Raw genomic sequence first — 23,454 nt, 5'->3', positions numbered from 1 at the left:
ATTCATTCCGTTGGTTCCGCACGGTCAGCCGGTGTGCTGGACCGCCCACTCCAGCACGTCGTCCGCGATCTGCTCCCAGCCGGGGGCGGCGGGAAGCAGGTGCGGCCGTCCTGCGTACTCCTTGATCTCCGTGACCGTCTTCGACTTGTAGTGCTTGGCGTTGGACTGCTGCACCTTGGGCGGCATCAGATGGTCCAGCTCGCCCGAGACGAACAGCAGCGGCGCCCGGTCGTCGTTGTGGTAATTGACGTACGTGCTCTGGTGGCCGGGACGCAGGGTGGCCAGGGCGCTGTCGAAGAAGATGCTGCCGGACGCCGGGACCGCGTACCGCTCGTACAGCCGCCGGGACTCGGCCTCCTCGAACGTGTTCGTGAACGCGTAGTGCCACTGCTCGAAGTTCAGACCGACCGCCCGGTGCCGGTTGGCCGGGTTCTTCAGCACCGGGAAGGCCGCCTTGATCTGGGTCAGCGGCAGCACCGCCACCCCTTCGGTCGGCGCCGAGTTGATCGCCACGCCCGCCGCTCCGTGGCCCCGGTCGAGCAGCAGCTGGACGAAGACACCGCCCGCGGAGTGGCCGATGAGGATCGGCGGCTTGTCCAGGGAACGGACGACGTTCTCCAGGGTCTCGACGATCTGCGGGACCGTGACCTGCTCGACCGGCGTCGGGTCGGCGTTCAGCGACTCGACCTCCACCTCGAAGCCCGGGTAGGCGGGCGCGAGGACGCGGTAGCCGCGCTTCTCGTAGTGGTCGATCCACTGCTCCCAGCTGCGGGGTGTCACCCAGAAGCCGTGGATCAGGACGATGGTGTCGGGAGTGCTCATCGGTGCTCCTCAGTCGGTGGCGCGGTACGCGGCCTTGATCTGGCGGACGACGACCTCCGGGCGGGACATCATCACCACGTGCGAGGCGCCCTTGACCTCGACGGTCCGGCTGCCGGCCCGCTCGGCCATGAAGCGCTGCACCGCGGGCGGGATGACGTTGTCGGCGGTCGGGATGACGTACCAGGACGGCAGGGTCTTCCAGGCCGGTGCGCCGCTGCCGCTGCTCAGCCCTTCGAGGCTGCCCGGGCGTTGGGCCGCCGCCATGAGCCGGGTCGTCTTCTTCGGCAGGTCCTGGGCGAAGACGTCGTGGAACTTCGCCGGGTCGATGTAGCCGTCGTGGCCGTCGGCGGCGCCCGGCTGCGGATACGTCCGTACCAGCAGGGACTCCGGCAGCTTGCTGCCGGGGAACTTTCCGGCCAGGTCGAGCGCGGTCTCGCCCTGGTCGGGCGCGAAGGCGGCGACGTACACCAGCGCCTTCACGTTGGCCCGGCCGCGCGCCGCGTTGGTGACGACCTCGCCGCCGTACGAGTGGCCGACCAGGATCACCGGCCCCGGGATGCTCGCCACGACCGACGAGACGTACGCCGAGTCGGCGGTCAGGTCGCGCAGCGGGTTGGCCGGGGCGATCACCGGGAAACCGGCGTCCTGAAGGGACTTGATGGTGGCGTTCCAGCCCGACGCGTCGGCGAACACACCGTGCACGAGCACGACGGTCGGCTTGGGGGCGCCCTTCTCCGCCGAGGCGGGCGCGGGAGAGGAGTGTGCGACGGCGCCGGTCAGACCGACGACCAGGGCGCAGCTCGCGAGGACCGTGCCCAGGGTGCGGTGGAGTCGCATGCTCACGAAGTTCCTTCCGGGGATCAGGAGTTGAGGAAGTCGAGGAGATCCGCGCTCAGTTGGTCCTTGTGCGTGTCCGTGATGCCGTGCGGCGCGCCCGGATAGACCTTGAGCGTCGCCGACTTGATCCGGGCCGCCGATGCCCTGCCGCCGACGTCGATCGGCACGACCTGGTCGTCGTCGCCGTGCACGACCAGCGTCGGCACGTCGAAGGCGTCCAGGTCGGCGCGGAAGTCGGTGGCCGAGAAGGCGGCGATGCTCTCGTAGGCGTTGCGGTGCCCGGCCTGGAGGCTCTGCCGCCAGAAGGCGTCCCGGATGCCCTGCGAGACGTTCGCGCCGGGCCGGTTGTTGCCGAAGAACGGCCCGTCGGCGAGATCCCGGTACAGCTGCGAGCGGTCGGCCAGCGAACCGGCCCGGATCCCGTCGAACACCTCGCCCGGGACACCGCCCGGGTTGTCGTCCGTCTTCAGCATGAACGGCGGTACGGCGGACACCAGCGCGAGCTGTGCGACGCGCCCGGTGCCGTGCCGGCCGACATAGCGGGCGACCTCGCCGCCGCCGGTCGAGAACCCGATCAGGGTCACGTCCCGCAGGTCGAGGGTGTCGATGAGGGTGGCCAGGTCGTCGGCGTACGTGTTCATCTCGTTGCCGTGCCAGGTCTGGGTGGAGCGGCCGTGACCGCGCCGGTCGTGTGCGATCGCCCGGAAGCCGTGGGTGGCCAGGAACAGCTGCTGGGCCTCCCAGCTGTCCGAGTTCAGCGGCCAGCCGTGGGCCAGGACGACCGGGCGGCCCTGGCCCCAGTCCTTGTAGAAGATCTCCGCGCCGTCCGCTGCGGTGACGTATGGCATGGGGGTGTGCTCCCGTCTGCGGGACTTGTCCGACCCCCCGAGCATCGTCGGGCGCGGCGGGCCCCGCACCCCGTGGAGCGCGTAGTCGTGACCCCGGATCAGAGTCCCGGGGCCTGGGCGAGCTGCCGCCGGGAGGTCACGTCGAGCTTCCGGAAGATCTTCCGGAGGTGGTAGTCGACGGTGCTCGCGCTGATGAACAGCTGGGCGGCGATCTCGGCGTTGGTCGCGCCGCCCTTCGCGAGACGGGCGACGGTGAGTTCCTGCGGGGTCAGCGCGCTGGCCGTTCCGGCCGGTCCGCGCCGGGGGTGTTCGCCCGTCGCGGCCAGTTCCTGGGCGGCGCGCGCCGAGAAGCCGGTGGCGCCCATCGCGTCGAACAGGCCCACCGCCGTGCGGAGTTGCTCGCGGGCGTCCTTTCGGCGCTTGCGTCTGCGCAGCCACTCGCCGTAGTGGAGGTGGGCGACCGCCAGATCGGACCGGGCCCGGGTCCCGGACAGCAGGGCGATCGCCTCGGTGTAGAGCGGTTCGGCCTCGTCGGCCGGGGCGAGCAGGGCCCGGCAGCGGGCCAGCACCCCCAGTCCCCACGGGGTGTCGGCGGCCGTCGCCCGGGAGGTGAGCGTGTCCAGGGCCGTTGTGGCGAGGACGCGGTCGCCGCAGCGTACGGCCGCCTCGACGAGATGGGGGAGGAGGCGGGAGTGGATGCCGTACGCGTCGTGCTCGACCAGTGCGAGGGAGTGGTCGCGGGCGGTGGCGTAGTCGCCGCGGCTCAGGGCCACCACGGTCATCGCGATACGGGCGATCGACTCGACCGCGCCGTTGCCGAGCCAGGTACCCGCCTCCATCGAGCCCCGCAGGACGGCGTCGAGGTTCTCGTGATCGCCGTGCCAGGCCAGGAGTTCGGGATGCCGGTAGATCGCCCACACGTCGTCGGTCGCGCCGATCGCCGCCCGGATCTGGTTGCCCTCGGAGTGCAGGGCGTCGGCGCCGGTCAGCTCGCCGAGGTTCGTCTCGGACATCACCGTGCAGTACAGGGCGATGTCCAGCTGGGTGAGGGCGCCGGTGGCCCGGGCCACGTCCGCGGCCCGGCGCATCACGGCGGTCTGGGATCTCTCGTCCCACCGGATCATCGACATGGTGATGGTGGGCAGAAAGGCGCGCAGTACCTCCTCGTCGGAGGTGCGCGGGTCCAGGACCATCCCGCAGGCCCGCCGCAGATGCGGGACGGCACTCTCGTAGCCGTCGAGGGCCAGCACGGCGAACGCGCGCAGCACGAGATCGACGCCGGTGGCCGGCCTGGAGCGCGGCAGCAGGGTTTCGATGGCCCGGGCGATCTCGGGCGGTGAGGTGTCCCGGATCAGGTGTTCCGCGGTGATCACACCCTGGATCGCCTGCAGGAACGCCTGGCGGGCGAGATCCGGTGCTCCCTCGGAGAGCAGCTGTGCCGCCCGCAGGCACAGCGCGGGCGCCCGCGAGAACGAGTCCGCGTCGCCCAGCGCCAGGACGGCGTACGCCCGGACCAGCAGTATCCGGCCCCGGCCCACCGCGTCGAGCAGCTCGACGTCCACCGCGTCGACCAGCGACTCCGCCTGCAGAGGCGCCCCGGCGCGCAGCGCGGCCTCGGCCGCCGCGAGCAGCCGTCCGGCCCGGGCACCGTCCTCGGGGGTCAGTTCGGCGGCCCGGGTGAGGAAGGTCGCGCGGGCCGCGAATCCGCCCCGGGCGCCCGCCCGGTCGGCCGCGCGCTCCACCTCCGCCGCGACCTCGGCGTCCGGGCCGAGCGCGGCGGCGGCCAGATGCCAGGCCCGCCGGTCGCTGTCGGCGGGCCGGTCGGTGGCCTCGGCCAGCGCATGGTGGGCGCGCCGCCGCTCCATGCTGATGGCACCCCCGTACACCGCGGAACGCACCAGCGGATGCCGGAACGCGACGGCGGCCCGCAGCACCACCAGCCGGGCGGCCTCGGCCGGGCCGGACGCCTCGGGGCCGATGCCGAGCCGCTCGGTCGCGCCCGTGACATAGCCGAGGTCGCCGCCCGGTTCGGCGGCGGCCAGCAGCAGCCAGGTCTGCGCGGACTCCGGCAGCGCGCGCACCCGTTGGAGGTAGTGCGCCTCCAACCGCCCGCCCACCGGCAGCGGTTCGGGCAGCGCGAGGCCGCCGGCCAGCTGGTCGGCGGACAGTTCCTGGCCGAGGTCCGCCAGCGCGAGAGGGTTTCCGGCGGTGGCGGTCACGATCCGCGCCGCGACCCGCGCGTCCAGCGGCCCGGCGACCGCCTCGCGCAGCAGCTCCAGCGCGAACGGCTCGGCCAGCCCGGTGACTTCGGTGACGGGCAGCCCCGCCGGTACGTCGAACCCGGTGCGCGCGGCGAACAGCAGCCCGACGCCCTCCGCGTGCACCCGGCGCCCGACGAACGCCAGCACGCCCAGGGTTTCCTCGTCGAGCCACTGGGCGTCGTCCACGAGCGCCAGCACCGGCCGCCGCTTCGCCGCCTCCGCGAGCAGGGTGAGCGTCGCGAGCCCGACGAGGAAACCGTCGGCGGGTGGCCCGTCGGCCAGCCCGCAGGCCACCCGCAACGCCTCGCGCTGGGCCTCCGACAGCGGCCCGGGCTCCTTGAGCCCCTCCAGGAACGGTACGAGCAGCCGGTGCAGGGCCGCGAACGGGAAACCGGTCTCCGCCTCGACACCCGCGATCCGCAGCACCCTCAACTCGGCTGCCTCGGTCGCCGCGTGGTCGAGCAGTACGGTCTTCCCGATCCCGGCGTCGCCGCGCAGCAGCACGACCCGGCTCAGTCCCGCGCGGAGGTCGCCGACGAGACCGTCGAGTAACGCCCCTTCTGCCGCACGCCCTTTGAGGATCAACCCAACACCCTTCAGGAGGACCCCGGTCGGAGACCGGGGACGGCTGATTGTGCGGTTTCTGTGAAGCCCTCACATTCAAGCAGGAGCAGTGCCCGATCGGAGGGCAATGTCCTGGTTCCGGCCTCAACTCCGGCGGATATATCCATCGCTGCCCGGCGTCGACACATCGACGTCCCTGCGGACGATGCTCAGCCGGCCACCGAATTTCGCGAGGGCCTTGCGCAGCCCGGAGTCGGTGTACTCGATGTCGACGACCCGGTCGTCGAACGCCTCCGCGTACTCCCCGCACTCGTCGAACTCGCCGCATTCCTCCGCGACCGCGAAGTCCAGTCCGGCCTTCTTCCTGAGCCCGGCCAGCTCCACGGTGTTCTTCTGGCCGATGGCCAGCCCACGGGCGTGTGCGTGCCGGGAGAGGAGGGTGATGAAGTCGGTGGCGTCGGCGGCGGTGAGGAGGTCGTCGGAGCGGGTGTAGCTGTCGTAGTTGTCGGGCTCGACCGCGTCGAAGCCCTTGTCGGCGCAGCCGTCGATCCACTCGTTCACCCGCGCCGCGATCCGCTTCCGCTTCGCCGCCGTACCGATGTCCAGCAGCGCCTCGTCCCAGTCCTCGTCGATGACGACCTCGCCGTCCGAGTCCCGCAGCAGCAGATCGGCGGGCCACGACTTCTCGTCGCCGGGCTGGGCCTGGAAGGCGTTGACGTAGCAGATGTTGTACAGGCCGGGCGCGGGAGCCGCCGTACGGTCGCGGCTGACGATGCGCACACCCGCCGGAGGACGGTAGGCGCCGCCGATCTGGTAGTCGAAACCGGCGTGCAGCGGCGGCAGCTCGACCTCGGCCGAACCGGTGGGCGAGGACGTCGAGTCGGACCGCGTGTCGTTGTCCGCCTGCGGCGGGGAACCGCACGCCGCCAGTCCCCACAGGGCCGCGCAGACGGCCGCCAGCACGACCGTCGTCGCCCCGGGACCTCCGACGCGGGGTACACCCTTGACGGGCATGTCCGCTCCATCAGTCGCGGGTACGACCCCGCCTCGGACGCCGTGGCGGTCCTGGCGACTCGGGCCGGACTCGAACCTTGTCCACTACCGGCTGGGCGCACCTCTGCGCACCGGGGCGCGTGGCCTCGGCACGATCAGGATCAAAGCGTCCGGATCGCGCACAGTCAAGTCGGGCCGGAGCCGGGTCTCCTGACTCGTGGGTCAGTCAAATGGCGGTCTATGGTCATGACATGAACGGAGACCGTAACGCGTCGGCCTTACGCGACTCGTCGGCCTGCCCCACCGGTGCCGCCGCATGACCCCCTCCCGTTCCGGCGAGGAGTGGATCGTCGGCCGTGACCGTGAACTCGCCCTCCTCGCCGACCTGGTGGACGAGGCCATGGCCGAACCCGCCGATCTGCCCGGCACCTTGCCCGCCGTCCTGGTCGTGACCGGCGGACCGGGCGCGGGCAAGAGCGTGCTGCTCGACGCCGCCGGACGCACCGCGCGCCGAGCCGGACTGCGTGTCCTGCGCTGCCGGGGCTGCGAGGGCGAGTCAGGGCTGCCGTTCGCCGGACTGCACCAACTCCTGCGGCCCGTACTGGACCTGGCCGGCGGTCTGCCCGTACGCCAACGGGCCGCGCTGCTCGGTGTGTTCGGGCTGGACCCCGAGCGGACACAGGACACGGCTCCCGACCCGCTGCTCACCCCGCTCGGCGCCCTCACCCTGCTCTCCGACGCGGCCGGCCGGGAGCCGCTGCTGCTCGTCGTCGACGACACCCACTGGCTCGACGTGGGCACCCTCGACGTCCTCGCCTTCGTCGCCCGCCGCCTCGAAGGAGAGCGGGTCGCGATGGTCCTCGCCGCCCGGGACAACGCCGTACCCCCGCAATTCGCCCACGAAAGACGGCAGTTGACCATCGAGCCGCTGCCCCCGGCCGCCGCCGGACGCCTTCTCGACCTCCAGCCCGAACCGCCCGTCGGACGCGTCCGCTCCCGCATCCTCGACCAGGCGGCCGGTGTTCCCCTCGCCCTCGTCGAACTCGCCCGCGCGGTCAGCCGTGACCCCGACGCCGGACAGGACGGCGCCACCGACGAACTGCCCCTCACCGACCGGCTGGAGGCGATCTTCGCCGCCGATCTGCCCGAACTCCCCGCCCCCACCCGCTGGTTGCTGCTCCTCGCCGCAGCCGCCGAGACCGCCGAACTGCCCGTCATCCTCTCCGCCGCCGGGGACACCGCCGCCCCGGCCGACTGGCGGCCCGCCGAACGCGCCGGACTCGTCCGCATCGACGACGGGCGGCTCCGCTTCCGGCACCCGCTGATCCGCTCCGCCGTCTACCAGGCCGCGAGCTACGCCGAGCGCCACGCGGCCCACACCGCCCTCGCCGACGTCCTCGCCGGCGACCCCGACCGGCGCGCCTGGCACCGGGCCGCCGCCGTCCTGGGCGTCGACGAGGACGCCGCCCAGGGACTGGAGGACAGCGCGGGCCGCGCCCAGCGCCGGGGCGGATACGCGGGCGCCGCCGCCGCTCTCGAACGGGCGGCCCGGCTCAGCCCCGACCCGGACGTCCGCGCCAAGCGCCTGGTCCGCGCCGCGACCATGGCGATGTACGCCGGACACCCGCGCTGGGTCAGCGAGCTGGCCACCCACGCCCTCACCCTCACCGACGACCCGGCCGTCCTCGCCGAGGCCTCGCTCCGGGCCGGCTGGGCACTCGCCGTCACCAGCCGCTTCGAGGACTCGCTCGGCTTCCTGCTGCCGGTCGCCGAGGCCGCCGTCGAGACCGACCCCGCCCTCGCCCTCGACGCCCTCTCCACGGCCACCACCGCCTCCTACCACTCCGGGAACCCCGCGCTCCGCGCGAAGATCCAGCACATCACCGACCGCGTCCCGCCCCAGGACGACGAGGCGTCCCGTCTGTGGGCGCTGGCCGGCTGCGACCCGGTACGCCACCGCGAGCAGGCCCTCGCGCTCCTCAGGGGCACCGACTGGACCGAGGACCCGGCCGGACACCCGCGCCGGGTCGCCCGGGACCGCAGACTGACCCGGCTGGTCGTCGTGGGCGCCGCCGCCTGGGTCCTGGACGAGACCGCCGAGGCCGTCCGTCTGCTCGGCGCCGCCCTGGACCATCTGCGGCGCTCCCCGACGGCCGGCGTCAACGCCACCGTCGCCTGGGTCCTCGCGACCACCCTGTACGAGAGCGGCTCCTGGACCCAGGCCCGCACGATCGGCGACGAGGCGTACCGCACGGCGGCCGAGGCGGGCCTGGAGGTCGTGGCCGTCGGCGCGCCCGTCCTCGGCGCCACGGTCCTCGCCCTGCGCGGCGACACCGACGCGGCCCGGGCCGCCGTACGACGCGCCGTCCACGGCATCGATCTGCCGGGCTCCCGCAGCCTGCAGGTACGCACGCACTACGCGCTCGGCGCCGCCGCTCTCGCCGAGGGCGACCACGCCACCGCCTACGCCCGCTTCCGGGCCGTCTACACCCAGGACCCCGAGCCCGAGCCCGTGCACTTCCAGGCCTCCGACTACTTCCTGGCCGACCTCGCCGCGGCCGCCGTCCGCACCGGCAACGCCGACGAGGCACGCCGGATCGTCGACGCGACCCGGCGCCGCCTCGCCGCCGGGCGGATCTCCGCGCGACTGGACGCCGTACTGCACCGGGCGGGCGCCCTGCTGAGCGACGGGGACGAGGCGGAGGCCCACTTCACGGCCGCGCTCGCCGACCCGGACGGCGAACAGTGGCCGTTCGAGAGGGCGTTGGCCCGCCTCGACCACGCGGAGTGGCTGCGCCGCCGACGCCGTCCGGTCGAGGCACGACCGCTGCTCACCAGCGTCCTGGACGTCTTCGAGCGGGTCGGCGCCCGCCCCTGGACGGAACGCGCCCGCGCCGAACTGCGGGCCGCCGGTGTCACCCCCACCAGCACCGCCCCGCGCGACGCGCTCGCCGAACTCACCCCGCAGCAGCTCCAGATCGCCCGCCTGGCCGCCGGGGGTCTCACCAACCGCGAGATCGGCGAACGCATCTTCCTCTCGCCCCGCACGGTCGGCTTCCACCTCTACCGGATCTTCCCCAAACTCGGCATCACGGGCCGCGCGCAACTGCGCGACGCGCTGCCGGACGGGCCGTAGTCAGGACGTACGCTCGCTCTCGTACTCGTAGCCCCCCGGCAGGCAGGAGCAGCAACGATGCAGTACGTGAAGCTCGGTTCGACGGGCCTGGACGTGTCGCGGATCTGTCTGGGCTGTATGAGCTACGGCCTTCCCGATCGCGGCAACCACGGGTGGACCCTCGACGAGGAGGCCTCGCGCCCGTTGATCCGGCAGGCCCTCGACGCCGGGATCAACTTCTTCGACACGGCGAACGTCTACTCCGACGGCACCAGCGAGGAGATCGTCGGCAGGGCGCTCGCCGACTTCGCCCGCCGGGACGAGATCGTGCTCGCCACGAAGGTGCACGGTCGGATGCGGCCCGGGCCCAACGGCGGCGGACTCTCCCGTAAAGCGATCCTCACCGAGATCGACCACAGCCTCACCCGCCTCGGCACCGACTACGTCGACCTCTACCAGATCCACCGCTACGACCCCGTCACCCCGGTCGAGGAGACGATGGAGGCACTGCACGACGTCGTCAAGGCGGGCAAGGCCCGTTACATCGGGGCGAGTTCGATGTACGCCTGGCAGTTCTCGAAGGCCCAGTACACGGCCCGGGAGCACGGCTGGACCCGGTTCGTGTCCATGCAGAACCACTACAACCTCCTCTACCGCGAGGAGGAGCGCGAGATGCTGCCCCTCTGCGCCGACCAGGGCGTCGGCGTCCTGCCGTGGAGCCCCCTCGCCCGTGGCCGGCTCACCCGCGACTGGGGCACCACCACCGAGCGCAGCGAACGCGACGACTTCGGCCGCACCCTCTACCCGGAGGGCGACCGCACGATCGTCGAAGCGGTAGCCCGCATCGCGGCGCAACGGGACGTCCCCCGCGCCCAGGTGGCCCTGGCCTGGCTGCTCCACCAGACCCCGGTGACCGCCCCGATCGTCGGAGCCACCAAGCCACACCACATCGAAGACGCGGTGGCAGCAGTGGAACTGACCCTGACGGAAAAGGAGACCGAAGAGCTGACACAGTCGTACACCCCGCACGAGATCAGCGGCCACTGAGGCGCCCCGAAGGGCGCGCCCCAAAGGGGCGCGGGGCTGTATCTATCTGCGGCTCCGCCGCGGGGCGCGACCAGCCCCCACCGGCCCGCAGTCAACGAACTGCCCATCCCGCGTATCCCGCGGAGCGAAGCGCTCAGTGGGGCACGGACACAGCCCCGAACTCCGTACCGCACGGCCCGGCCCCCTCACTCTCCCCCAACCGCACCCGCTCCCCGCCCATGGAGATCGTCCGGTAGAAGCGCCCGATCCGCTCCGCCGAGCGCCCCACATAGTGTCCGATGAACGAACGCCGGAACCGATCACCGCTGCGGTTCGGCCCCGAGCCATGCACCAGGCTGCCGTTGAAGAACAGGACGTCACCCGGCGCCATGTCGACCGGCACCGTGGCCAGACCGGGAGGCGGGGGCACGTACTCCCGGGCGAAGGACACCCCGGCGTCCGCCTCCTCCGGACAGAACAGGTCCATCCGGTGCGTGCCCGGCACGACCTCCAGGCCGCCGTTGTCCCGGTCGATCCGCTCGCAGGCGATCCACGCGGCCACACAGGTCCCCGGCTCGACCCGCAGATAGAAGTTGTCCTGGTGCAGCGCCTGCCCCCGCGCACCCGGCGGCTTGAAATAGAACATGCTCTGCGCGGCCAGCACCTCCTCACCGAGCAGCACCTCAAGGACGCCACGCAGCCGGGGGTCCAGCAACAGGCCGAGCGACGGCTCGTGGAACTCGTGCGGCTGCATCACGCGCGGATACGCGTCCAACGGGTCCACCGGACGCCCGTCCTGTCCTGACGGCCGCGGCTCGAAATGCCCCGGCACGGGACCGGCCGCGTGCAGCGCCGTGAACCCGTCACGGAGCGCTGCGATCTCCTCGTACCCGAACAGACCCCGTACGACGGTGAATCCGTCCTCCTCGAACCGTCGGCGCCCTTCCTCCGGCAGGATGGGAGCGCCGGCGGCGCCGATGCCTGTGACTGTCATCGTCCACTCCTTCGGTCCGTTGCGACTCGCCGTCACACTAGGGGCGGTGCACCCCGGGGGAGGATGCCTGTGAACGCTGACGGATTGCCCGAGACCGCCGTCCCCGCACCACCGCCCGGTCTGGTGACCGTCGGGCGCTACGACGAGGGACCGGGATACGCCGTCAACCGGCCGCAGGGCGCCGACAGTTGGCTGTTCACCTGGACGACCGGCGGCCACGGGCTGCTGACCCAGGGCGCGGCCGGGGTACGGGCCGGCGCCGGGGACCTGGTCGTCCTCGGCCCCGGAGTGCGCCACCGCTATCAGGTCCGACCGGGCGCCCCGCACTGGCGGTTCTGGTGGGCGCACTGCCAGGCACGCCCGTCCTGGACGGCCTGGCTGAGTCCGTACGCCGTCGGCGACGGCATGTACGTCGTCGCCCCGGTCCCGGACGCCCTGCACGACCGGATGGCGACCGCGTTCGCCCGAATGCTGTCCGACGCCCGCTGGCCGGGCAGCGACACAAGGCCGCCCAATTCCCCGCCCGATTCCGCTGCTTCGTCTCCGCCCGAGAGCCCGATAGCCGTCGCGCACGGCACAGCCGCCCGGGAACTCGCCCTCTGTTCCCTGGAGGAAATCGTCCTGCTCGCCTCGGCGTCCGCCCGACCCCTGCCACAACGGCCGGGAATCGACGCCCGGGTGAGCCGTGCGGAAGCCCTCATCGCCGCCGATCCCGCCGCCCCGCACACCGTCCGGTCGCTCGCCGAGGGCGTCGCGCTCTCGCCCTCGCGGTTCGCGCACCTGTTCACCGAGCAGCTCGGCAGGTCCCCGATGCGGGCCCTGCGCGAGGCCCGACTGAGCCATGCGGCCCGGCTGCTGGAGGCCACCGACCTGCCGGTGGAACGCGTCGCCGTCGCCTCCGGCTTCGCCAGCCCGTTCCACTTCAACCGGGTGTTCCGCGAACGCCATGGGACGCCGCCGGGCGCGTACCGGACGCTGTGCAGGCGCGTACCAGCGGTAACCGGTACCGCTATTGGTTCTGTGGTGGCTCCTGGGCCGCAAGGTGAAGGAACCGGTCAACTCCCGTGACGGTGCCGTGTGTTGCGGGGAGCTACCACAGACCCGGAACGTGAGCTGGGGAAACGCACAGGAAGCGCCGGCGGGACGGCGTGCACAGGCGGTTTCGCGCCACCGGCGATGGACTGCCGTCAATGGTTGCGAAACAACCCTGAGCGAAGTGAATACCGTTTGCAATGAGGATGTTGATACAGTGGCAATCCCAAAAGATGCATCCCATTGACACGCCGTCAACTGCATTAGTCCGTGCTGGAATGCGGAAAACGGCGTGATCTCTTGTTCCAGCTCGATGAGCTGTGCAAAGGTGTGCACGTCGGCGTGCGGACAGTCTCTTTTCCCCCTGCACGTACGCGGCGTCCCCGTCGGCTCCCCGCTCCAAAAGAGCTGTCCGCTGCGGGCGTTCGCGATGCCGATTCCCCGTTTGGTCCGATCCTGTCGTTTCGTCGGCCGGGTCGCATACCGCTAGGTATGGACTAAAACCCGCGTTGTCCGTGGAGGAATGCAGACGTGAAAGACGCAGGCCTGTCGAATTCCCCAACCCCAGCTCCGGCTTACGACGCTTCGGATGTCGAACTCAGCGCCGAGCTGACGAAGTGGACGGGGACGACGCCCGCACTCCATCCCGTCGGTGAACTGCTCGACCGGCACTGGGAAGCAGCTTTCGCCTACGCCCGTCTGTGCACCAGCGGAGCACGCCCCGCCGGAATGCTCACCACCGCCGCGTTCACCCGCCTCTTCGGGGAATCCCTCCGGCACAACGGCCCCACCTCCGCCTGGCGGCCCCAACTCCTGGTCACCGTCCGCCGTCTCGCGGCCGAGTGGGAGAGCGACCACCGCCACGAGATGCTCCACCCCGAACTGCGCACCACACCCGGCGGCGGGAACCGCGTCGCCGCCCGGCTGCTGCCCGCGCCCGACCGGCGGCTGCTCTCCAGGGCGTTCCAGAACCTCTCGCAGTCCGCGCGCTGTCTGCTGTGGCACGCGGAGGTCGAGGGCGAACCGCTGGAGATACCCGCGGCCCTGCTGGGCCTGAGCGTGACCGACGCCGCCGTGGAACTCGGCCGGGCCCGTGGCCGGCTGCGCGAGGAGTGCCTGCACGTCCACCGCGAGGTCGTGCCCCGGGACGAGTGCCGTCGCTACATCCGGCTGATCGACGTCACCTGCCGGCGTCGCAGCCTGGACGTCGACCCCGACCTGGCCAGGCACCTCGCCGACTGCAAGCACTGCCGGTACGCCGCCGACCAGCTGAGCCAGTTCAACGGCGACCTCGCCCTCGCACTGGCCGAGGGCGTCCTCGGCTGGGGTGCGCGCGCCTACCTGGAGTCCCGCCCGGGACGCGCCGCCGAGAGCGCCATCGTGGAGGTCGAGCAGGCCCCGATCGTCGAGATCGCCACGGTCGAGAACCTGCTCCCGGTACCGCGCGTTCTCGCCCAGGCCCCGCCCATGCCCACCACGGCACCCGTCTCCACCGAGCTGGTCGTCCGCCCCGGATCGCACCGCTCCGCGCACAAGGCGGCCCGGCGGGCGGTCCGCCGCCGCAACCGCGCCCTCGCCGTCGCGACCGTGAGCGCGCTGGTCCTCCTTCCGCTGGTCCTGTGGAACGCCCTCGGCCAGGGCGACGAGGAGGGCCCGACGGCGGAGACCAGCCCCTCGGACACCGCCACCAACGGCTCCGGCACCTCCGACAACGACCCTTCCTGGATCGGCGCCGGGGAGACCACGAAGGGCGCCCTCCTCGGCCGGCTGCACAACGTCGAGTCCGGACTGTGCATCGGCGTCGTCGGCGGCAAGCCCGTCAAGGGCGCGGAGACCGAGCTGACCAAGTGCTCGGCGGCGGCCGGCCAGCAGTGGGCGTACGAGAAGGACGGCCTGCTGCGCAGCATCGCCGCCCCGGACCTCTGCCTCGACTCCCACCTCGGCTACTCCGTCCAGCTCGCCCCGTGCACGGGCACCGCCCAGCCCGCCACCAAGAACGTGCGCTACGACTTCACCCTCCAGGGCACCCTGGTCCCGCGCTGGGACCAGGACCTGGCGCTGACCCCCGCCGACGCCAAGAACAAGACGGCGCTGGTCCTGAAGACGCGCGAGGAGTCCGCCGACCAGCACTGGGTCTTCGACTCCTCGTCGCCCTCGCTCCAGATGGAGGCCGTCAACTGGGACGCGGCCACCGAGTCCACGGCCCCGGTCGTCAAGAAGAGCCCCAAGCCCTCACCGACCCCGACGGCCTCCCCGACCCCCACCCCCACAAAGGCCGAGCCGACCCCGACCCCGTCGACGGCCACCCCGACCCCGTCGGCCTCGTACCCGTCCAACGTGCCCTGCTACTACTACGGCTACTACGCCTGCTCCTCCAACGGGCAGTACGGGAACAACGGCAACAACTACGGCTACGGCTACGGCAGCGGTTACGGATACGGCGGTTACGGCTATGGCTACGGCGGTGGATACGGCGGCTGGGGAGGCCGCTGACGACCGGGCCCCGCCCGCCCCTCAGCCTCCGACGACGAGCAGCGAGCCCCACAGCGCCACCACGGCCGGGATCAGCGCGGCCGGCACGGAGATCAGCCCGAGCCGCGTGAACTCCCCGATCCCGACCTCGTGCTCGTACCGGTGCACGATCCGCCGCCACAGCAGGGTCGCCAGCGATCCGGCGTACGTCAGGTTCGGGCCGATGTTCACCCCGAGCAGCACGGCGAGCACCGCACCCGGACCGGCCGTGGCGGTCAGCGGCAGCAGCACGAGCACCGCGGGCAGATTGTTGATCAGATTGGCGAGTACGGCGGCCAGCGCGGCGATCCCGAGCAGCGCGACCAGTCCGGTCCCGTCGGGCAGCACCCGGCCGAGCGCGTCGGCAAGGCCGTTGTCCACGACCGCGCGGACGACGACGCCCAGCGCCAGCACGAACGCGAGGAACCCGGGCGCGGTCGCCCGCAGCACCGCCATCGGGGTGGCGCGTCGCCGCAGCAGCGCGCGCCCGGCGAGCACGAGCGCCCCCGCCAGCGCAGCCCATGCCGGGTCGACGCCCACCGCGGAGGCCACGACGAACCCGGACAGCGTGCAGCCCACGGTGACAAGGGCGAACAGCGGGAACGCGGGCGCGTCCTCCGTCTCCGGGCCTGACACGCCGTCCTGGGCGGGCACCGCCAGATCGGCGGCGAAGAACCGCCGGAACACCAGGTACTCGGCGCCGATCGCGACCAGCCAGGGCAGTGTCATCAGCGCGGCGAACCGGGTGAAGCTCAGCCCGCTCGCGCTGAACGCCAGCAGGTTGGTGAGGTTGGAGACCGGCAGCAGCAGCGACGCCGTGTTCGACAGATGCGCACAGGCATAGGAGTGCGGCTTGGGCCGGATCCCGCTGCGGGCGGCCGTGGCGAACACCACCGGGGTCAGCAGCACGACGGTCGCGTCCAGGCTCAGTACGGCCGTGATCCCCGAGGCGAGCACGAAGACCGAGGTCAGCAGCCTCTTGGGCCGATTCCCCGCGCGACGGGCCATCCATGCCCCGCAGGCCCGGAAGAGCCCGTCGACATCGCAGAAGTGGGCCAGCACCAGCACCGCCGCGAGGAAGCCGACCACCGGCCCCAGCCGCTCGGCCTCCTGCCACGCGTGCTCCGGCGAGATCGCGCCGCTGACGACCACGAGCCCGGCGGCGGGAACCGCCACAACCGCCTCCGGCAGCCCGAAGGGGCGGACGACGGCACAGGCCAGCACGGCGACGAGCAGCACGACGGACAGGGCCTCGGCGGACGCGGAGTTCAGGGTTCGGTCCTCCGGGACGGAAATTTCGGAACCCACCCATGAAAGCAGGCACCGGTCAGGGTCCTGCCCACCGGGTCGGGGCGCCGCTCACGGGCTCGCCCACCGGGTCGGGTGCCGCTGACCGGCCCGCCCGCCGGGTCAGGGCGCCGGTCATGGGCTTGCGTACTGGGTCGGGGTGCCGGTGGCGGGGTTGCGTACTGGGTTGGGGCGCCGGTGGTGGGCTCGTTCACCGGGTCGGGTGCCGCTCACGGGCTCGCTCACCGGGTCGGGCGCCGCTGACCGGCCCGCCCACCGGGTCAGGGCGCCGGTCATGGGCTCGCTCACCGGGTCAGGCGCCGCTGACCGGCCCGCTCACCGGGTCAGGGCGCCGGTCTTGGGCTTGCGTACTGGGTCGGTGCGCCGGTGGCGGGCTCGTTCGCCGGGTCGAGGTGCAGGTCATGGGCTCGCCCGCCGGGTCATGGCCCCGGTCACGGGTCCGCCCGCCGGGTCATGGCGCCGACCAGCAGTCCGCCCGCCGGGTCGGGCGCCGCTGATCGACCTGCCCACCGGGTCAGGCGCCTCCAGCCGGGTCACGCGCCGCTGCCCGGGCCGAAGACCGTCAGGAACACCGACGACTCGTTCCCGCCGACGGGCACCTCGCCCTTGTCCCACGGCACCTTCAGCGACTCCCGCTCGTCGGGCGGGGTGACCAGCAGCGCGGCCGGAGTAGCCGTCTCGGCCTCGCTGATCTCCGGGTTGGCGAAGCTCAGGCCCGCCCAGGCACTGCCGCCGGGCGCCAGCTCGACCGTCGTCGGCGTGGCCTCGGAACGCTTCGGGTCGGGGCCGAGCTGCTTGCCGGCCGCGTCCACGAAGGCGGCGCCCGGATAGCCGCGCAGGGTGCAGGTGCGGTCGGAGTCGTTGGTGAGGACGACGGGGAAGTTCTTCTGCCCGGCGCCCGGATCGAGCCGCCCGACGGAGGCGCGCAGGTCGGCGGTGTGGCAGCGGGTGTCGTCGGTCGAAGGCGCGGGCGTCGAGGGAACGGGTGTTGAGGGGGCGGCCGTAGAAGTGGCGGACGCCGATGGAAGGGTGGTCGTCGGGGCAGCCGTGCCGCCGCCGTTGTCGCAGGCCCCGAGGAACAGGACCGGTAAGGCGAGCAGCGCGGCTCGGGATGTACGGAAGATCGCCATGTCGACACTCCTGAAGTCACTGCGCGTACGGCGTCTAGTGCACCGTCACGAGTGTCCGATGCGGCCCGAGCCAAAAAGGTTCACGCACCGTTTGAGTCAGGACTCACAGCTCGTCCGTCAGCGACAGCTCCGCCCAGATCGTCTTCCCGTCGGGCGTGTGCCGGCTGCCCCACCGCTCGGTGAGCTGCGCGACCAGCAGCAGACCGCGCCCGCCCTCGTCGAAGGTCCGCGCGCGCCGCAGATGCGGGGCGGTGTGGCTGCTGTCGGAGACCTCGCAGATCAGCCTGGCCGCATCATGGATGAGGCGCAGCCGGATGGGGTGCGAGCCGTACCGGATGGCGTTGGTGACCAGCTCGCTCACCACCAGCTCGGTGGTGAACGCGGCCTCGCTCAGATCCCAGACGTCGAGCTGCTCACCGACCTGCTTGCGGATCGGCCCGACGAGCGCCGGATCGGGCGGGATGTCCCACGTCGTCACCCGGGAGGCGGGCAGCCCCTGGGTGCGGGCCAGCAGCAGCGCCACGTCGTCGGCCGCGCCGCCCGGCGGGAGCAGGGTGTGCAGGATCCGGTCGCAGGTCTCGTCGAGCGAGTCCGCGTACGCTGCCAGCGCCTCGCACAGCAGCTGGTGACCGGCGTCGATGTCCCGCTCGCGGCTCTCGATCAGCCCGTCGGTGTAGAGGGCGAGGACCGTGCCCTCGGGCAGATCCAGTTCCGTCGACTCGAAGGGGAGCCCGCCCAGCCCCAGTGGGGGACCGGCGGGCAGCCGGATCTGCCGGGGTCTGCCGCCCGGCTTGAGCATGACCGGCGGCGGATGCCCGGCACGGGCGAGGGTGCAGCGCCGCGACACCGGGTCGTACACCGCGTACAGACAGGTGGCGCCGACCTCTCCGGGGCCGCCCTCGCTGCCGGCCTCGGCGGACAGCCGTACGACGAGGTCGTCGAGGTGGGTGAGCAGCTCGTCCGGGGCGAGGTCGATGTCGGCGAGCGTGCGCACGGCGGTGCGCAGCCGGCCCATGGTGGCGGAGGCCTGGATGCCGTGGCCGACGACGTCCCCGACGACCATCGCGACCCGCATCCCGGACAGCGGGATCACGTCGAACCAGTCGCCACCCACTCCGGCCCGAGCCGCCGGCAGATAGCGCGAGGCCGCTTCGAGGGCGGCGGTGCGCGGCAGGGTCCGGGGGAGCAGGCTGCGCTGCAGCGCGAGGGCCGTCTCGCGTTCGCGGGAGAACCGGCGGGCGTTGTCGATGCAGACGGCGGCCCGGGCGGTCACCTCCTCGGCGAGCAGCACGTCGTCGGGGGTGAACGGGTCGGGCCGCCGGTACCGGGTCAGGACGGCGACACCGAGGGTCGTACCGCGTGCCGTGATCGGGACGGACATCGTGGAGTGGATGCCGAACTCCTTGACGCGGTTGAAGCGCGCCTTGTCCCAGGACAGCCACTGTTCGAGGTCGCCGGAGGGCACGGTGGCCACGATCGAGCGGCCCGCGAGGAGGGAGTCGGCCTGGGGCGAGAAGGCCGGGTACTGGTCCAGCTGTCCCGGCTTGGCCACGGCCTCCGGGCTGCCCGGGAGGATCGAGCGGTGGGCGGCCCGGCGCAGGCTGATGGGCGCCGTCAGCTCGGCCGGGCGGTGGTCGCCGCCGTGCTGCGGCGGGTCCAGCAGATCGACGCTGACGAAATCGGCGAGCGCCGGGACACAGACGTCCGCCAGCTCCTGAGCCGTTCGGGTGACGTCGAGGGTGGTGCCGATGCGCACGCTCGCCTCGTTGACCAGCTGGAGCCGCTCCCGGGCGAGGTACTGCTCGGTGAAGTCGTGGGCCGCGAGACAGACCCCCCGTACCCGCCCCTCGGCGTCCCTGAGCGGCGCCAGCCGGGCCAGCCAGGCATGCGCGCGCTCCTCGCCGCCGGTCTGCAGATAGGTCTGTACGTCCTTCGCCCGGCCGCTGGTCAGCACGTCGAGCATGTGCTGCTCCAGCTCGGCGCTGCGCTCCCTGCCGCCTATCTCGGCGATCCTGAGCCCCCGGATGCGCTCCAGCGGGAGCCCGATGACCCCGGCCATGGCGTCGTTCACGCCGTGCAGCCGCAGCCGGTCGTCGTAGACGGCCGTCGCACAGGGCGCCTGGGCCAGCGCGGCCAGCATCAGCGGGTCGTCCTCGGGCCGCAGCCCGCCCTCCAGCGGGGTGACGACGAGCCACTCGGCCGGGCCGTCGTCCGGGGACGGCCGGTGGTGGGCGAGGAGCCAGGCGGACACCGTACGGCCGTCGCGGTGACGCAGTGCGAGGGTGCCGTACCAGGTGTCCTGCGCCGGGCGGCCGGACCCGGCCGAAGCGCCGTCGGCCAGCAGCGAGGCGGCGGGACGGCCCAGCATCTCGGCCGCCGACCAGCCCAGCAGCCTGCGTGCGCCCTCGTTCCAGCCGGTCAGTGTGCCCCGCTCGTCGACGACGGCCCGCGCCGTGGCGGCATCGTCGAACGGGTACACCGGACTCATCGTCGCCACTCCATCGTGAACACTCACAGTGAGCAAGGGACGTCACTGGTGTTCCACACTAATGCGTTCTGCCCGCGCGCGGTCGGGAACACCGCTGTCCCCGGACCCCGGTGCAGCCCGCCGTCCAGGGCCCGAATCAGGCCGTTGTGACAGGTGAGACCGAAGTACGTCACCGGACTCTTGACGGGTGCATGTTCCTCACCGTCAGAATCTGTTTGCTAACGATCAGTTGTGATTACTTCTGGGCCCTGATCGGACTTCGGGGCTCCGAATGAGGGAGAGCCGCATGACGGTCACGCGCAGATCGGTTCTGATCGCCGGTACGTCCGCCCCCGCGGCCGGAGCCTTACTGGGCACCGCGACCGACGCGCGGGCCGCCGACCGGCCCGCCCGCCGAACCGTCCCCCTCCGGGACGGCTGGCGCTTCGCGCTGGTCGACCTGGCCGGAATCGCCGACCCCACCGGCGCGTACGAGAACGCCCCCGACCCCGCGTACGACGACTCCGCGTGGCGGACGGTCGCCGTCCCGCACGACTGGAGCATCGAACTCACCCCGACCACCGAGCACGGTACGACGAGCGGCACCGGCTTCTTCCCCGGCGGCCTCGCCTGGTACCGCCTGACCTTCACCCTCCCGCCCGCGCTCGCGGGCAAGCGGATCTCGGTGGAGTTCGACGGCGTCTACATGGACGCGTACGTCTACTGCAACGGCACGGAGGCCGGCCGCCACCCCTACGGCTACACCGGCTTCGCCCTCGACCTCACCGACCTCCTCCACACCGACGGCACCACGGAGAACGTGCTCGCGGTGAGCGTGCGCAACCGGCTGCCCAGCAGCCGCTGGTACTCGGGCAGCGGCATCTACCGCGAGGCCCGCCTGGTGGTCACGGAACCGGTGCACGTGGAGCGCTGGGGTACGTACGTCACGACCCCGGAGATCACCGACGACCGAGCCCTGGTCCGGGCACTGACAGCCGTGGTGAACGAGTCGGGCGCCCCCGCCGAGGTCGAGATCGTCTCCAGGATCGTCGACCCGCGCGGCCGTACGGTGGCCCGCACCTCGTCCACGACCACGGTCACCGACCGGTCGACGGAGACCCATGAACTCACGGTCCCCGAACCGAAGTTGTGGGACATCGAGACCCCGCACCGCTACACCCTGAGGACCGAACTGCGCGTAGGCGGCGCCACGGTGGACACCCACCGCACGACCTTCGGCATCCGGAGCTTCCGCTTCGACCCGGACGAGGGCTTCCAGCTGAACGGCGTCCAGCACAAGATCAAGGGAGTGGACCTCCACCACGACTTGGGCGCCCTAGGCGCTGCGGTGAGCGTGGACGCGATCCGCCGCCAGATGACGATCATGAAGTCGATGGGCGTCAACGCCTTCCGCACCTCGCACAACCCGCCCTCGCCGGAGATGATCCAGGTCTGCGAGGAATTGGGCATCGTGATGATGGTGGAGGCCTTCGACTGCTGGCGCAGCCCCAAGACCCGCTACGACTACGGCCGGTTCTTCGAGGAGTGGGCGGACCGGGACATCACGGAGATGGTGCGGGCGGCCCGCAACTCACCGGCCGTCCTGATGTGGTCGATAGGCAACGAGATCTCTGAGTTCACGTCGACCGCGGGCCTGGCGATGGCGGACCGCCTGATAGCAGCGGTGAAGGCGTCGGACGAAACCCGCCCGGTCGTGATCGGCTCGCACCGCCACCGCAGCGTGCCCGCCCCCGGCACCCCCGGCGACCTGATCCTGGCCAAGCTCGACGGTCTCGGCCTCAACTACAACACCGCGGCCTCGGTGGACGCCCTGCACGCCCGCTATCCGCACCTGTTCCTCTTCGAGTCGGAGTCCTCGTCCGAGACGTCGACGCGGGGCGCCTACCAGGAGCCGGAACGCCTGAACACGGGCGAGAACCACACACCGGGCAGACGCGCCGTCTCCTCCTACGACAACAACCTGGCCTCCTGGACGATGAGCGGGGAGTACGGCCTGAAGAAGGACCGGGACCGCAAGTGGTTCGCGGGCGAGTTCCTGTGGTCGGGCATCGACTACATCGGCGAGCCGACGCCGTACGACGTGTTCCCGGTGAAGGCGTCCTTCTTCGGCGCGGTGGACACGGCGGGCTTCCCGAAGGACATGTACCACCTGTTTCGCAGCCAGTGGACGGACGACCCCATGGTCCACCTCCTCCCCATGACCTGGAACCACGAGCTGGGTGACACGGTGGAGGTCTGGGCGTACGCGAACGTCGACACAGTGGAGCTGTTCCTCAACGGAAAGTCGTGCGGCACAAGGCGGTTCGACACGAAGAAGACGGTCGACGGCCGCGTCTACCTGGAGACCACGGAGGCGACGGGCGACGACAAGACGGTCACCTCCGGTGCATGGCCAGGCAGTTACACGAGCCCGAACGGCAGTGCGGGCAAGCTGCACCTGACCTGGCATGTGCCGTACGCGCCGGGGGAGTTGAAGGCGGTGGCGAGACGGAACGGCCGGGTGGTGGCGACGGACGTCCTGCGGACGGCGGGCGAGGCGCACGCGATACGCCTGACGGCCGACCGCAAGTCCCTTGCGGCGGACGGCCGTTCACTGTGCTTCGTGACGGCGGAGGTGGTCGATGCGAGGGGAGTGGTGGTGCCCGACGCCGAGCACCTGCTCGCCTTCGAGGTCGACGGTGGTGGCTCGCTGGCGGGGCTCGACAACGGGCGGGAGGAGAGCGCGGAGCGCTATCAGGCGAGCACACGAACCGCCTTCCACGGCAAGGCGCTTGCCATGGTCAGGGCGGGTGTGGAGGTGGGGCGGTCGAGGGTCACGGCGCGTGCGGCGGGGTTGCGTACGGGGACTGTCGTGGTCCGTACGAGGGCGTCGCGCGACGAGGCGCGAACTCCGGCGGTTCCCTTCCCGCCGGACCCGGGCCCGGGAACCCCTGTGTACCCCCTGGCGGACGCGAGTTACTCCGGCCGCCCGGACACGTTGCCGGCCGCGATGCTCGACGGCGCGCCGGGCACTGGCTGGTCCAACGGGTTCTACAAGGCGCCGACCGCGTTGCTGCCGGCGTTCCGTGGGGCGCGTGCGGGGGACTGGGTGTCGGTGGACTGGGGGAGGGTGCGGGACTTCGCGCGGGTGGAGGTGTCGTTCACCGTGGATGCGACGCACAGCCTGCCGGCGTCGTTGGTGGTGTCGGTGTGGGACGGCGAGGGGTTCGCCCCGGTGTCGGATGCGACGGTCGAGTGGTCCGACGCCTCCGACACACCCACGGTGGTCACCTTCGCGGCGGTACGGGGGAGCGGACTTCGGCTGGCCCTGAAGAGCCGTTACCCGGGGGAGGAGCGGGGCGCGATCCGGATCAGCCGCTTGGAGACACCGGCAGGCTGATCCTCGCCCCCGCCGCCCTTACCCGTTCCCATCCCTCGGGGGCTGCCGCCCCCGAACCCCCGCTCCGGCCCTGAAGGGGCCTTGTCCTCAAACGCCGGACGGGCTGACTATCCAGCCCCGGCCGGGGGTGGGGGAGAAGGGGGGGC

The 23,454-nt window shown here is 72.0% G+C and carries 14 protein-coding genes; 5 read left to right on the top strand and 9 right to left on the bottom strand.

Going from position 1 to position 23,454, the window contains the following annotated elements; translation table 11 throughout:
* Positions 1-24 precede the first annotated feature (24 nt).
* From ACFYXF_RS17165 to ACFYXF_RS17145, 5 genes are all read right to left on the bottom strand, one after another.
* Entirely contained in the window at positions 25-822 is a 798-nt protein-coding gene (locus tag ACFYXF_RS17165) for an alpha/beta hydrolase (RefSeq protein WP_389350406.1), read from the bottom strand.
* A 9-nt stretch (positions 823-831) separates the two neighbouring features.
* Complete coding sequence (locus tag ACFYXF_RS17160) at positions 832-1,659, bottom strand: alpha/beta fold hydrolase (protein WP_389350750.1); 828 nt, start codon at positions 1,657-1,659, stop codon at positions 832-834.
* Positions 1,660-1,682: 23 nt separating this feature from the next.
* The gene (locus ACFYXF_RS17155) at positions 1,683-2,507 is read right to left on the bottom strand and encodes an alpha/beta fold hydrolase (protein WP_389350405.1); all 825 of its coding nucleotides are present in this window, start codon (positions 2,505-2,507) and stop codon (positions 1,683-1,685) included.
* Between the two features lie 98 nt (positions 2,508-2,605).
* The gene (locus tag ACFYXF_RS17150; protein ID WP_389350404.1) at positions 2,606-5,353 is read right to left on the bottom strand and encodes a LuxR C-terminal-related transcriptional regulator; all 2,748 of its coding nucleotides are present in this window, start codon (positions 5,351-5,353) and stop codon (positions 2,606-2,608) included.
* Positions 5,354-5,476: 123 nt separating this feature from the next.
* Positions 5,477-6,346, bottom strand: a complete 870-nt coding sequence (locus ACFYXF_RS17145) for an endo alpha-1,4 polygalactosaminidase (RefSeq protein ID WP_389350402.1) — start codon at positions 6,344-6,346, stop codon at positions 5,477-5,479.
* Between the two features lie 295 nt (positions 6,347-6,641).
* Here ACFYXF_RS17145 and ACFYXF_RS17140 point away from each other — a divergent pair, with 295 nt between their 5' ends.
* A complete protein-coding gene (locus tag ACFYXF_RS17140; protein ID WP_389350400.1) occupies positions 6,642-9,461 on the top strand; it encodes a helix-turn-helix transcriptional regulator in 2,820 nt (939 codons plus the stop codon).
* A gap of 57 nt (positions 9,462-9,518) precedes the next feature.
* Entirely contained in the window at positions 9,519-10,487 is a 969-nt protein-coding gene (locus ACFYXF_RS17135; protein WP_389350398.1) for an aldo/keto reductase, read from the top strand.
* Positions 10,488-10,620: 133 nt separating this feature from the next.
* On the opposite strand, the gene ACFYXF_RS17130 is transcribed toward ACFYXF_RS17135, so the two are convergent.
* Complete coding sequence (locus ACFYXF_RS17130) at positions 10,621-11,460, bottom strand: phytanoyl-CoA dioxygenase family protein (protein WP_389350396.1); 840 nt, start codon at positions 11,458-11,460, stop codon at positions 10,621-10,623.
* A 63-nt stretch (positions 11,461-11,523) separates the two neighbouring features.
* Here ACFYXF_RS17130 and ACFYXF_RS17125 point away from each other — a divergent pair, with 63 nt between their 5' ends.
* Positions 11,524-12,528, top strand: a complete 1,005-nt coding sequence (locus tag ACFYXF_RS17125; RefSeq protein WP_389350394.1) for a helix-turn-helix domain-containing protein — start codon at positions 11,524-11,526, stop codon at positions 12,526-12,528.
* A 495-nt stretch (positions 12,529-13,023) separates the two neighbouring features.
* The gene (locus ACFYXF_RS17120; protein WP_389350392.1) at positions 13,024-14,985 is read left to right on the top strand and encodes a ricin-type beta-trefoil lectin domain protein; all 1,962 of its coding nucleotides are present in this window, start codon (positions 13,024-13,026) and stop codon (positions 14,983-14,985) included.
* 21 nt (positions 14,986-15,006) lie between these two features.
* Here ACFYXF_RS17120 and ACFYXF_RS17115 read toward each other — a convergent pair whose 3' ends face one another.
* From ACFYXF_RS17115 to ACFYXF_RS17105, 3 genes are all read right to left on the bottom strand, one after another.
* On the bottom strand, positions 15,007-16,275 hold the full coding sequence (locus ACFYXF_RS17115) for an SLC13 family permease (protein ID WP_389350749.1): 1,269 nt from the start codon (positions 16,273-16,275) through the stop codon (positions 15,007-15,009).
* A 569-nt stretch (positions 16,276-16,844) separates the two neighbouring features.
* Positions 16,845-17,441 carry a DUF4232 domain-containing protein gene (locus tag ACFYXF_RS17110; protein ID WP_389350390.1) on the bottom strand — a complete coding sequence of 199 codons (597 nt, stop codon included), beginning with the start codon at positions 17,439-17,441 and terminating at the stop codon, positions 16,845-16,847.
* A gap of 103 nt (positions 17,442-17,544) precedes the next feature.
* On the bottom strand, positions 17,545-19,929 hold the full coding sequence (locus ACFYXF_RS17105; protein WP_389350388.1) for a SpoIIE family protein phosphatase: 2,385 nt from the start codon (positions 19,927-19,929) through the stop codon (positions 17,545-17,547).
* Positions 19,930-20,215: 286 nt separating this feature from the next.
* Between ACFYXF_RS17105 and ACFYXF_RS17100 the strand changes: the two genes are divergently transcribed.
* Entirely contained in the window at positions 20,216-23,308 is a 3,093-nt protein-coding gene (locus ACFYXF_RS17100) for a glycoside hydrolase family 2 TIM barrel-domain containing protein (RefSeq protein WP_389350386.1), read from the top strand.
* The last annotated feature ends 146 nt before the right edge of the window (positions 23,309-23,454 follow it).

The sequence above is a fragment of the Streptomyces sp. NPDC002680 genome, assembly GCF_042889145.1.
GTDB classification, from domain to species: Bacteria; Actinomycetota; Actinomycetes; order Streptomycetales; family Streptomycetaceae; genus Streptomyces; species Streptomyces adonidis.
The sequence above is the reverse complement of the archived record's forward strand: the minus strand, read 5'-3'. Positions and strand labels throughout refer to the sequence as shown.